This is a genomic window from Shewanella fidelis ATCC BAA-318, from assembly GCF_000518605.1.
Classification (GTDB): domain Bacteria; phylum Pseudomonadota; class Gammaproteobacteria; order Enterobacterales; family Shewanellaceae; genus Shewanella; species Shewanella fidelis.
Map to the genome: position 1 here is coordinate 136,616 of NZ_JADX01000018.1, position 12,111 is coordinate 148,726.

The 12,111-nt window shown below is 42.7% G+C and carries 10 protein-coding genes; 4 read left to right on the forward strand and 6 right to left on the reverse strand.

Features of this window, described 5'->3' with window-relative positions; translation table 11 throughout:
- Nucleotides 1-153 precede the first annotated feature (153 nt).
- The 4 genes from L884_RS0109635 (at nucleotide 154) to L884_RS0109650 (ending at nucleotide 4,642) form a co-directional block, all read left to right on the forward strand.
- Nucleotides 154-909, forward strand: a complete 756-nt coding sequence (locus L884_RS0109635) for a putative porin (RefSeq protein WP_028767306.1) — start codon at nucleotides 154-156, stop codon at nucleotides 907-909.
- Between the two features lie 561 nt (nucleotides 910-1,470).
- Complete coding sequence (locus L884_RS0109640) at nucleotides 1,471-1,965, forward strand: hypothetical protein (RefSeq protein WP_028767307.1); 495 nt, start codon at nucleotides 1,471-1,473, stop codon at nucleotides 1,963-1,965.
- Nucleotides 1,966-2,249: 284 nt separating this feature from the next.
- Complete coding sequence (locus L884_RS23215) at nucleotides 2,250-2,537, forward strand: hypothetical protein (protein WP_245603098.1); 288 nt, start codon at nucleotides 2,250-2,252, stop codon at nucleotides 2,535-2,537.
- A 299-nt stretch (nucleotides 2,538-2,836) separates the two neighbouring features.
- Nucleotides 2,837-4,642, forward strand: a complete 1,806-nt coding sequence (locus tag L884_RS0109650) for an aryl-sulfate sulfotransferase (protein ID WP_028767309.1) — start codon at nucleotides 2,837-2,839, stop codon at nucleotides 4,640-4,642.
- Nucleotides 4,643-4,716: 74 nt separating this feature from the next.
- On the opposite strand, the gene trpA is transcribed toward L884_RS0109650, so the two are convergent.
- The 6 genes from trpA to L884_RS0109680 form a co-directional block, all read right to left on the reverse strand.
- A complete protein-coding gene (trpA, locus tag L884_RS0109655; protein WP_028767310.1) occupies nucleotides 4,717-5,526 on the reverse strand; it encodes a tryptophan synthase subunit alpha in 810 nt (269 codons plus the stop codon).
- 10 nt (nucleotides 5,527-5,536) lie between these two features.
- A complete protein-coding gene (trpB, locus tag L884_RS0109660; RefSeq protein ID WP_028767311.1) occupies nucleotides 5,537-6,727 on the reverse strand; it encodes a tryptophan synthase subunit beta in 1,191 nt (396 codons plus the stop codon).
- 107 nt (nucleotides 6,728-6,834) lie between these two features.
- A complete protein-coding gene (trpCF, locus tag L884_RS0109665; protein WP_028767312.1) occupies nucleotides 6,835-8,262 on the reverse strand; it encodes a bifunctional indole-3-glycerol-phosphate synthase TrpC/phosphoribosylanthranilate isomerase TrpF in 1,428 nt (475 codons plus the stop codon).
- Nucleotide 8,263: 1 nt separating this feature from the next.
- A complete protein-coding gene (gene trpD, locus L884_RS0109670) occupies nucleotides 8,264-9,322 on the reverse strand; it encodes an anthranilate phosphoribosyltransferase (RefSeq protein ID WP_028767313.1) in 1,059 nt (352 codons plus the stop codon).
- A 10-nt stretch (nucleotides 9,323-9,332) separates the two neighbouring features.
- Nucleotides 9,333-9,941, reverse strand: coding sequence for an aminodeoxychorismate/anthranilate synthase component II (locus L884_RS0109675; protein WP_028767314.1), 609 nt, complete (start codon nucleotides 9,939-9,941; stop codon nucleotides 9,333-9,335).
- Nucleotides 9,938-11,521: an anthranilate synthase component 1 gene (locus L884_RS0109680; protein WP_028767315.1), complete on the reverse strand. Its 1,584-nt coding sequence runs from the start codon at nucleotides 11,519-11,521 to the stop codon at nucleotides 9,938-9,940. The genes L884_RS0109675 and L884_RS0109680 overlap by 4 nt, the downstream gene beginning before the upstream one ends.
- Nucleotides 11,522-12,111 lie beyond the last annotated feature (590 nt).

Sequence of the window (12,111 nt, forward strand, 5' to 3'; positions counted from 1 at the left end):
ATTCAATTATGGTGTGCGTCGCTAGGAGAGCAGCAGTGGTTATGGTTTTAATCACTGAGTTATATCAAGGATGGCATTTGATCTGCCTATTTTTATCAATATACCTGCGCATCGTTATCTCTTAGCATTAACACAATATAAGGGAATAAATTGATGAGACAAACAACTACAGCGTTAGCGATTCTTTTCAGCCTTACCAGCCTAAGTGCTGCTGCAGTTCAAGATAACAATTACCAACATGAAGCAAATTTGAGTTATACAACGAACTCAGAAGAGGTCAGTGACGGTCTTTGGAACGCGAACTATCGCTACTATTTCAAAAGTGTTGAGCAAGGTAAAACACCTTATGCGCTAAATGGATTTTTAGCACAAGAATCAAATATCGGTGCCAACTATCAAAACTTCAATCCTACCGATACTGACAGTTATGGTGTTGATGGTACATTTGTATTTGATTCTAATTGGTTTATAGGCGCCAATTATCAACGGGTTGATGTAGCAAGCTTTGATTTTAATACTTATGCAGCAGAAGTGGGTTACTACTTTAACGATAGCTCTGCAGTCTCTGCATTTTATCAAGATGGTGATGATAATTTCACAGAAACATACGGTTTAAAAGTGCGTAGTTACATTGCACTTCAATCTACCGCTGGTATCGACTTAACTGCAAGTTGGGCGCATAACGAGTTTGATGATGTATTAAATCTAGGGGCTGATTGGTACGTTAACAATTCTTGGTCTGTTGGGGCAGGTTACACAAATAACGACAGCGACGATGCGTTTGATGTGCGTACCGCTTATTGGTTAAGAATTAGCGACAGTATTTCTGCGAACTTTAATGTATCTAAGGTGCTTGATTCTGACTATGATGGTGTTGGTTTAGGCTTAGGTTTAACTGGCCGATTCTAAGCTCCATACTATTCGATATGGCGCAGTCTGTTGGCTGCGCCTTATCATTATACTCATGACTTTTGTTATGAATCCGCTACATTGATAACTTGCCTGTTTTAGATGGTGTTTTAATTATCGAATTTAGATTTTTGCTATTGTAAAATTTTAGGTTTAGTTGCTTATTTCATTTTTAGTAAACTTGATTTATAGTGCTCACCTTAAAAATATGTATCAAGTTTTATATCTGCATAATTTATATGGTTATAGCGTATGCATAATCATTTTGTCTTAGTTAAAAGATAATTGAATAGTTATAAATAGCTAAAGTGCTAGAATTATGGCACTTGTGTCGCAACTTAGTGTTAATCGTTGCGGCTAATAAGGAAATGGAATGGAATTCTTATTTATCCTGTATTTTTTATTTAAGTATTCTATTAGTAAATCCGTAGGTGTTGAATATTGTATTCAATGTTGACTCTGTGGTGTTGTCCTTAAATTATTTCCTATTGTATTTTAGTATCGTCTTAACTTCGTGGTTAAAACGATAGGTTGTTTAAATATATTTTAGTGGGATCTTTTATGAGAATATTTACTCTAATTTTACTTCTAACCTCTTTTAGCAGTTCTGCTGCCTTTTTTGGTGTGCACTGGGGAGAGGATATTGATCAATATGGCGAATTAACTAAGATCGATGACTACTATAAAGTTGTAACCAATAAACTGCCTGAACATATTCTGATCGCCAAACAGTACGAACTCCTTCAGCAACCTGACAACGGACTTGTTAAGGTTTCAATGATCAGTCATGAGTATTCAGCTTTTAGCGATAGTTTCCAGCACGACTATGTAGCATTACAAGATCGACTAATTAGTAATGGTTTTCAAACTAAGGAGTTTAGACAAAGTGAACTATCTAGTTATCAATGTATATTTCAGGGTGAATGTGTAGGCATGCTTTGGGTTGGTATTGATAATGATGAGAGTATGGTTGTACTAGAGCAAAAAATGAATGGAAGAGAACGTTCTATTATTCAACTTGAATTAAAGTCACATATATTTCTTTCCGCCAATTAATATTGTTGTGAAAGTTAGTAGAGAATAGCTATGTAGACTGTTCTCTACGATATAACAGCGTATTTGAAGTATCTTATATTTATATAGTCATTAAATCAGCATGTTTAATTTATTTTATACGTAAGCCTTACATTGTAAATAACCATTGCCTATGTGAGGGAATTAGTTTTGCTGACTCTATTGCGATATAGAGGCGATGATGTTGAAGAATTTCATTAGTACATAAAAGCCTTACGTAGTAAGATGCACGCTGTTTTTAACTATATGAAGCGAGCATGATAAACATGGCAGAATTATCAATTATAGCATTGGTTGCAGGTGTGTTGGCGTTATGCTATTTGTCTGTTTATCCGAAACTCGCGGGTAGTAACTTTAATCGACTTTCAATGTGTGACATTGTAGTTACTATCATCGTATTTTGTCTTGTAGGTAGTAAATATTGGGGAGCCGATTTTCAGTTCGATTTGCTTCTGTTTCATACAAATTGGTTTTGGTTTACCTTAGTTGTTTATGCCTTTTTTGAAATACCACTAGGGTTATGGTACTTCAAAAAGCACGGCGTCAAAATTTAAAGTTGCTAGCTTAAACTCGTTGCTTGTAATGGCCAATGTGCTGTTTTGCGGGTGGGGGAGATATTCAAAAAAGCAATAACTAAATCTGGACGTTAACCCTCTTAGAGAGTTAATCATCTCTTTAAGCCTTGACTCTGCTTCACGCAAAAAGTTGCAGTTTGCTCAGATGAAATGCATAAACCGTGATCTGCTAATCAAACTGAAAATATACTCACTATAGTGTTAATTAGTAGGCATTTTTAACAGCATGGCTTGATTATAATCTGTTGTAGTTTTTGTATAGCAGAGTTAATTTCTCAATGTCTAAACCCGCTTTATTTTTGTCGGCATTAACCTTAGCGATCAGTTTATCCTCTACTCATGCCGTGGCATCGATTGAGGGCATGAAGCCTAAACCAGTAGAAGGCGCACCACTGGGCTATATTATTCATAATCCCTATGAAAATGCGCCATTAACCGCACTAGTGACCTTAGCCGGGCACACTATCTCTGGCGTAGAAGTTACCGTACATGCCAACGATGAAGATGGCGTGAGTTTGACCTATCAAGTTGACGATATGCGCGTGATGGACGAAGGCGGGGTCCCCATTTTTGGTCTGTATCCCGCTTTCATGAACACTTTTACCGTGAAGTGGACTGAAAATGGTGAGCGCCATTCTCACGATTACCAAATGCTGACTCCAGATGTCGATATGGGTTTTTCAGAAAGCCAATGGGCAAAAGCACCTATCGTAGAAGTCGAACATGTTGATGCCGATTTTAAAGACAGATTGTACTTTGTAAACTGGACCAATGCCGACGGTAAAGCTGCGCCATTGATGCACAATAATCCAGATGCGCCTGGCGCATTCTCATGGGACGGTAAACCGGGGTTCTTTATCATTGATACCGCTGGTGATATTCGTTGGTACATGAATCCTTATACGACCCATGACGCTAAGACTTACGATAACGCAGGTTATGCGATGGGCATGAACGTCACTAAAGACGGCAATATGGTGTGGGTGCAAGGCCAAGGCTGGAAGAAAATGTCGATTATGGGTCGGATGATCTCTGAGCATAATCTGCCGGGTAATTTTATTGATGCTTCCCATGAAGGTATTGAAGGAGCGAATGGTAACGTGTTTATTCGCGCAGCAGCAAAAGATTACCGCACCGCTGATGGTCGTTTAGTCAATACGGTACGTGACCAAATCATCGAGGTGGATAATACAGGTAAACTGGTGGATTACTGGGATTTAAATACTATTTTAGATCCTATGCGCGATGCGGCACTTTTATCTCTTGATGCTGGTGCTGTTTGCTTAAACATTAACCTTGACGATGCCGGTCATCAAACAACTGAAGAAGATTTAGCGAAAGCACCATACGGAGATATTCATGGTGTAGCGACAGGCCGTAACTGGGCACATGTGAACTCAATTGAGTATGATCCAAAAGATGACAGCATTATTATCAGTTCGCGTCATCAGTCAGCAGTGATTAAAATTGGTCGCGACAAGCAAGTTAAGTGGATTTTAAGTGCACGTAAAGGTTGGAGCGAAAGGTTCCAAGATAAGCTACTTAAGCCTATTACAGCAGACGGTGAGCCAATTTGGTGTAATGAAAAGGGCGCATGTCAGGATAAAGATTTTGACTTTAGCTGGACTTCGCATACAGCTTATTTAGTCCCAGAAAAAGGCACGTTAACTGTATTTGATAATGGCGATGGCCGTGACTTAGGTCAGCCGATGTTTGCCACTGAAAAGTATTCTCGCTCGGTTGAGTATAAGATTGATGAGCAAAATATGACGGTTAAGCAAGTGTGGCAATACGGCAAAGATGAGTTGGGTTATGAAGGCTATTCGCCAGTAACATCAATTGTTAAATACCAAGCCGATAAAGACAGTATGATGAGTTACTTCGCCTCTGCTGGTCTGTTTGGTTTAGGTGGTGGCTACGGTAATCTAAAGATGGATGAAACCACGGGTAAGGTGCAGTCAATTTTGGTTGAACACAGATATGGCGAAACTAAACCTGCGGTAAGAATTAACATCGATAGCCATGACATGTTTGCAACGGGCTACCGCGCTCAGGTGATTCGTATCAATGAGATGCTAAAGTAAATTCAATGCAGTTTGAAACCAATAAAAATAGCGCCATTATGGCGCTATTTTTGTATCTGCTCTTCGGCTATTAACTAACGAGCTGTTGCTGCTTTCATATTGCGAGTGAACTCTGCAAGGGCGCTTAATAATGCCTGTTCATTGTCTTTATTGGCTTCAATGATTTTCACCACTGCTGAGCCAGAGATCGCCCCCGCGGCGCCAGCATCGATTGCGGCTTTAACTTGGCTCGGTTCAGCAATACCAAAGCCGAGTAGCGGTGGTGCACCATTAAATTCTTTTAGGCGATTCAGGATGTCACCAATTGGCATTCCGGCTTTTGACTCGGTGCCTGTTACCCCTGCGCGTGATAGCAGGTAAGTGTAGCCTTCACCTTTTTCACTTACTTGTTGCAAGGTTTCGCTGTCGGCATTAGGTGGTGCAATAAATATTGGCGCGATATTGTGTGCTTTGGCTGAGTCGATAAATGGTGCGGCCTCTTCAACTGGCACGTCAGCAATTAATACCGAGTCTACGCCTGCAGCTTGGCATTTGGCGTAGAAGTTATCAACGCCATTTGCGAACACAAGATTAGCGTAAAGCAGCAAACCAATAGGTAGCTCTGGATATTTATTGCGGATGCTAGCTAACATCTCAAAGCACTGGCTTGGGGTTGTACCAGCTGCTAACGCGCGAAGATTTGCACCTTGGATAACAGGGCCATCAGCTAACGGATCTGAAAACGGGAAACCTAACTCTAATGCATCTGCACCATTGGCGACTAAGGTGTCGATAATTTTTAGCGACATTTCTGGTGACGGATCACCTAAGGTTACAAAAGGAACAAATGCACCTTGTTTTTTTTCATTTAGGGCGGCAAAGGCTGCCTGATAACGATGACTCATTGCCACTCTCCTAGTTGTTTTGGTTTTGATTTTCAAGAATGTCTGCAACGGTGAAGATATCTTTGTCACCGCGGCCCGATAGGTTGACCACTAATAGGGTCTCTTTAGTTGCTTCTTTGGCTAGCTTCACTGCATAAGCCAGTGCGTGAGCCGACTCAAGAGCTGGAATAATCCCCTCTGAGCGTGCTAGTAGCTGGAAGGCTTCGAGTGCTTCATCGTCGGTTGCTGATCCGTAGGTTGCACGACCCGTTGCTGCAAGGTGAGCGTGCTGAGGGCCAACCGATGGAAAATCAAGACCAGCTGATACTGAGTAAGACTCTTCAATTTGGCCTTCGCTATCTTGCATCAGTGGTGCTTTCATACCAAAGAAAATACCGGTTTTACCGTGTTTTAATGGCGCACCATGCATTGGCGTATCAATGCCTTTGCCTGCTGGTTCTACACCAATTAACGCTACGTCTTGTTCGTCAATAAAGTCAGCAAACATACCAATCGCATTAGAGCCACCGCCAACACAGGCAATTACCGCATCGGGTAAGCGTCCTTCACGTTCTAGAATTTGCGCTTTGGTTTCTTCACCAATCATACGTTGGAATTCACGCACAATTGTTGGGAATGGGTGCGGGCCTGCAGCAGTACCTAACAAGTAATGTGCTTTGTCATAACTGGCTGACCAGTCACGCATCGCTTCGTTACAGGCATCTTTTAAGGTTGCAGAGCCTGACGTTACAGGGATAACTTCAGCGCCCATCAGTTTCATTCTAAATACGTTTGGCGATTGACGTTCAACATCTTTTGCGCCCATATATACTTTACATTTTAAGCCTAGTAGCGCGCAGGCAAGGGCAGTTGCTACGCCGTGCTGACCCGCTCCAGTTTCAGCGATGATCTCTTTTTTGCCCATGCGTTTAGCCAGTAGCGCCTGACCTAATACTTGGTTAGTTTTATGGGCACCACCATGGAGTAGATCTTCACGTTTTAGGTAGATCTTCGCTAGCGGGTTAGGGCTTAAGTTACGGGTTAATGTGAGCGCGGTTGGACGACCAGCGTAGTTTTTTAGTAACTCAGTAAACTCTTTTTGAAAGCTTGGGTCTGCTTGAGCTTCTACAAAAGCTGTCTCTAACTGCTTGAGTGCTGGCATTAGAATTTGTGGTACGTACATACCACCGTATTCCCCAAAGTAAGGGTTTAACTTGCTCATATTCTTTTCCTGTTTATTCTCAACTGTTCACCACATGCCTTTGGGCATGGGGTTATTATTTGTTTGCATTAGCTGTTTGTACTAGTGAACGGTTTTCACTATTCAACTTAGTACTGGCGCAATAGGCTAAAGGCGCAGGTAATTTTGCTATGGTCCTTAATGCCTGGGTTTTGCTCTAAACCTGAGTTAAAGTCTAAGCCATAAAAGCCTTGGCTGACGGCATCGAGGGTATTATCTGGGTTTAATCCTCCCGCCAGTAATGCGCTTGCTTTACTTGGTAATGACTGTTGCCAATCAAATGCTTTACCTGTACCACCAAATTGACCATCTGATTTACTGTCAAACACAACACGATCTATCCCTGTAGGTATGCTTAACTCATGCTGATTTGTGATGTCGACTGCAACAGCTTTCCAGATTTGAGTCGGGCAATTGAGCTCAGCAAATTTAGCTTTTAATGCCTCGATTTCAAGTGTGGTTTCACTACCGTGCAATTGCACCGCATGAAGATTTAACTCAAGTGCCAACTTGGCAATCACAGCGGCAGATTCATTGACAAATACGCCAACTAGATTAAGTTTAGTTCCGCTTTGAGTCAGTTCACTCACTAGTGTTTGGGCTTGCTCTGGGGTGATTGCACGGGGAGATTTATTAGCAAAGATAAGTCCACCATACACAGCGCCAGCTTTGGCAACGGCTAACATATCTTCCAGGCGGGTTAAGCCGCAAACCTTGTTTTGGCCAAAGATAAGTGCACGACAAGCCAGATCGAGATCAGCTTCAGCCATTAGTGAACTACCTACTAAGAAGCCATCAACCAACGGCGCTAAGCGACGAACTTGAGCTTGGGTATAGATACCTGACTCGCTGATCACCACTCTATCTGCTGGAATGTGCGGTGCAAGTTCTTCAGTGGTGGCGAGATCTGTAGATAGATCGCGTAGATTACGGTTATTAATACCTATAATCTTGGCATTAAGTGCAATGGCACGGTTGAGTTCAGCTTCATTACTGACTTCGGTTAAAATATCGAGCTGATATTTAGCCGCTTCAGTTGCCAGCGCTTGATAGCGATAATCATCAAGCACCGACAGCATTAACAAAATGGCATCTGCGCCTTGATGAGCAGCAAGCTTTATTTGGTACTCATCAACAAAAAAATCTTTACACAAAATGGGCTGAGTGACACGGGCTCTTACTCGCGGAATGTAGTCCATATCGCCCTGAAAGAACTGCTCGTCAGTTAATACTGAAATACCAGCTGCGTATTGATTATAAACATCCGCAATAGCGTCAACGTCAAATACATCACGGATTAAGCCTTTAGAAGGGCTCGCTTTTTTACATTCTAGAATAAAACCTGCATTGGGCGCTTTGAGTGCTGCAAATAAGCTTCTGTCTGACACCTTAGGGGATAATGTGGTCTTTGGAAAGCGCTGCTTTAGTGATTCAATATGAGCAGCTTTGGTATCGACAATTTTTGTCAATACGTTGCTTTGTTTGGCTTCTGGTGCATCTCTTAGATCTGTACTCACATTAGGCTCCTTTCGCGGCTTGGCTTGCACTGGCCAATTGAGTTAATAGCTCAAAGGCTTTACCGCTGTTAATTGTTTCTAGCGCGAGTGCGGTGCCTGATTTGATATCCTCACAAACACCTGCAACATAAAGTGCGCAGCCGGCATTGATAGCCACGGCGTTGATATGAGCAGTTTGTCCCGTTCCTTGTAAAATCGCGCGAGTAAAGTCGGCATTATCCTCAGGTGTGCCGCCCTCTAAGTCGGTAAGTTTAGCTTCGCTGACGCCAAGCATCGCGGGAGTAATGCGGTACTCCTGGATGACACCCTCATTAAGTTCATTGACCAAGGTATCACCATGCAGTGCAACTTCATCTAGGCCACTACCGTGTACTACCATCGCGCGCTTAATGCCAAGTGCCTTTACGACTTCTGCGATAGGCTTAACCAGCTCAGGGCTATATACGCCGAGTAGCATAAAGTCAGGACGAGATGGATTAATCAGCGGCCCTAATACATTAAACAAGGTACGTGTTTTAAGTGCTTGACGCACAGGAACTGCATGGGCAACGCCGCCGTGATAATGAGGGGCAAATAGGAAGCAAAGTCCTAACTCATCTAAGCAATCACGGGCAACGTCTGGCGCCATGGTTAAATCGATACCAAATTGCGCCAGTAGATCAGAAGAACCCGACTTACTCGACACGCTGCGGTTACCGTGTTTAGCAACTTTGGCTCCCGCGGCCGCGGCAACAAAAGCCGCAGTGGTAGATATATTTATCGTGTTGTGACCATCGCCGCCGGTACCGACGATATCAACAATGCCCTGTTTTACAGTCGCTTCATTTGGTGTAGGAAAAGATTTGGCAGCAGAGCGAAGTGCATCAGCCGCACCAGAAATTTCATCAATCGTTTCACCGCGCATTTTCATGGCAACTAGCATGCCAGCCATGGTCACTTCATTCATCTCGCCTTGAATTATTTGGCTAAATAGCGCCTTGGCTTCTGCTCGAGTTAAGCTGTTCCCTTGATAAAGTGATTCGATAAGGGCTGCTGTAGGTTTAATTTCTATTTGAGTCATCATCTTATCCTTAGTCGTTATGAAAAGTGCGCTGCTGTAATGCATGAGACAAGTAATCCAAGCTTTGCACTAAAAGCTGGCTGCCAAGCGTGGTCAAAATGGACTCTGGATGAAATTGAAAGCCCACCGCATTGTCCTGTGGGTGGATTATGGCCATTGGCATGTTTTCTGTCGTCGCGATCACTTGTAAACACTCGGGCACTTGCGTTGCCACTAAACTGTGATAACGCGCAACGGGCAGTGGAGAGGGTAAATTGGCAAAAATACCGTCACCATTATGGAAGGTTGGACTCGCTTTACCATGAACAACCTGTCCAGCACGTTCAACCTTACCGCCATAATGTTCAACGAGAGCCTGATGGCCTAAGCAAATGCCCAACATTGGCACTTTACCTGCTACACGTGCGATTAAAGCCATTAGCGAGCCAGCCTCATGTGGTGCGCCTGGGCCCGGTGACAACACTAGGGCTGTTGGTATTGTTTCGTTTAATAGTTTGTTAGCAATAAAGTCGGCACCAACATCATTACGGTAAATAACGACGTCATAACCAAGGCTTCGAAACTGGTCGACTAAGTTGTAGGTGAATGAATCGAAGTTATCGAGTAAATAGATTTTCATAATCCACCTCCCATTTTAATTGCGCTAATCACGGCCTGTGCTTTTTGGCGTGTTTCATCCGCCTCGGCTTGGGGATCGGAATCGAATACCACTCCGGCGCCGGCTTGAATAAAGGCTGTACCATTTTTTACAAAGGCTGAGCGAATAACAATGCAGGTATCCATATCTCCTAAACCATTTAGGTAACCTACAGCACCGCCGTAACTGCCACGTCTGGTTTTTTCTGCTCCACGTATAAGCTGTGCCGCACTGACTTTGGGAGCACCAGTTAAGGTGCCCATATTCATGCAAGCTTGATACGCATGCAGTGCATCTAAATCGCTGCGAAGCTGACCGGTTACGCGGCTAACTAAATGCATGACGTGGCTATATCTATCAACTTTTAATAGCTCTGGGACTTTACGAGTGCCACTTTGGCTAATACGAGCAATATCGTTGCGAGCCAAATCAACTAGCATGATGTGCTCTGATAGTTCTTTTTTATCTAGGCGTAGTTCAAGTTCATTACGGCTATCGAGATCAAAATCAATGTCACCATTTGCAGTTTTCCCACGCTTACGTGTGCCAGCTATTGGGTAGATTTCGACTTGATTACTTGCAGCTTCATACTTAAGGGCACTTTCTGGTGACGCACCAAAAAGAGTGAAATCATCGCCGCGGAAATAAAACATATAAGGGCTTGGGTTTGTTAGCCTTAATGCGCGGTATGCGCCTAACGTATTTGGGCAAGGTAAGCTAAAGCTACGTGATGGTACGACTTGAAAAATATCGCCGGCAATAATGTGCTGTTTTAGATCATTAACCGTGTTTTTAAAATCACTATCAGAGATGTTAACTTGAGTATCGCTGTTAATATTGACTAGCTCAGCAACCGGCGTGAGCGAGTGACAAGCACCTTGTAACTCTGCCATGCGTGCAGAAAGAGCCGCAGTAACGCTATCGTTTGGGCTTTTCGCTGGCGCAACAAACTGATGAGTAACAATTTCAGCACTTTGCTGCTGGTGATCAACTAAGATCAAGGTCTCAGCTAAATAGAATAGGTAATCTGGACAGGTGTTATCACCTTCAGGCACGCTTGGCAGTGGTTCAACTGTGTCGATAAGATCGTAAGCGAGTACTCCGCCTAAAAAAAGATCTTCAAACTCTGGGCGTTCGTCACAGCGGATATGGTTAACTAATAATCTTAATCCATCGAGGGGAGAAGTTGATTTTAACCGGGCATCTTCGTCGAGTTGATCAACTTGTTTATGTAACTTAACGCTTAAGCAGTTATCGCCACTATGCTCACAGTGACTTTGAGGAAAGTGATTGCTGAAAAATTGCTTGATTGGGGCAAGCAGTGTTTGCCCATTATTGGTCAACGCACTAAATTGTAATAGGTAGCCATCACAGCGAATTTTCATCGCAGCGTGAGTTAATACAATACTTTTTAAGTGATCTTTACTTTCTATTTCTGCGGACTCAAGCAGCATGGTATGGGGCGCGTCTTGAGTGACATGCTGATATAAACGCAGCGGATCATCGTGATAGGCTAACTCTTGTTTTTGAGTGACGACTTTGGCGATAGTATCGGTTGCCATGCTTATGCTCCTGCCTTGTAGGGTAACGCATTATTCATTGTTTTATCTCACTTTATCTTATACCAATCGAGTTAACTATCAGATCAGATTGGTCATTCCCCGCTGCCTTGGGCTTGTCGTTTCTCGCTATTTAAATGTTAGATACAAGAAAGCCCGCAGAGTATGCGGGCTTTCTTGTTGAATCTTGTCTCAATTTTTGAGTACACAGTTCCACACCACCCGCTAAGTTGGGAAGTGCCACCACCAATTAATGTTTTGTAAAGTCGGTAACTGTGTCATTGAAAATTCATCTTGTTCGTTTCAGTGGCTATATAGAAACATTTACCAGACAAATCTGTCAATTGAATATTTCTATTTTTAACTGATCTTCTTCAAATAAATGAAGCTTGATATTAATATTGGTTGTAATTATTGTTTTTCGATTAATTATTGGTGGATTTCACCAATAAAGCTGATTGTAAATTAAATGGGTATTTTAGCCTAATGTCACACTTGGCTAATATAGCAACTGGTTTTGGGGCATTTACCGAGCAGCTAGGCTTTACTTAGTTGGTGGCTTTTGTGATGTGAAACATGCTTAGTTAGCAGCT

Coding starts and splice junctions, on each gene's coding strand:
- L884_RS0109680 (WP_028767315.1), bottom strand. CDS start 11,521: ATGGCAACCGATACTATCGCCAAAGTCGTCACTCAAAAACAAGAGTTA.
- L884_RS0109635 (WP_028767306.1), top strand. CDS start 154: ATGAGACAAACAACTACAGCGTTAGCGATTCTTTTCAGCCTTACCAGC.
- trpD (WP_028767313.1), bottom strand. CDS start 9,322: ATGACTCAAATAGAAATTAAACCTACAGCAGCCCTTATCGAATCACTT.
- L884_RS23215 (WP_245603098.1), top strand. CDS start 2,250: ATGGCAGAATTATCAATTATAGCATTGGTTGCAGGTGTGTTGGCGTTA.
- trpA (WP_028767310.1), bottom strand. CDS start 5,526: ATGAGTCATCGTTATCAGGCAGCCTTTGCCGCCCTAAATGAAAAAAAA.
- trpB (WP_028767311.1), bottom strand. CDS start 6,727: ATGAGCAAGTTAAACCCTTACTTTGGGGAATACGGTGGTATGTACGTA.
- L884_RS0109675 (WP_028767314.1), bottom strand. CDS start 9,941: ATGAAAATCTATTTACTCGATAACTTCGATTCATTCACCTACAACTTA.
- L884_RS0109640 (WP_028767307.1), top strand. CDS start 1,471: ATGAGAATATTTACTCTAATTTTACTTCTAACCTCTTTTAGCAGTTCT.
- L884_RS0109650 (WP_028767309.1), top strand. CDS start 2,837: ATGTCTAAACCCGCTTTATTTTTGTCGGCATTAACCTTAGCGATCAGT.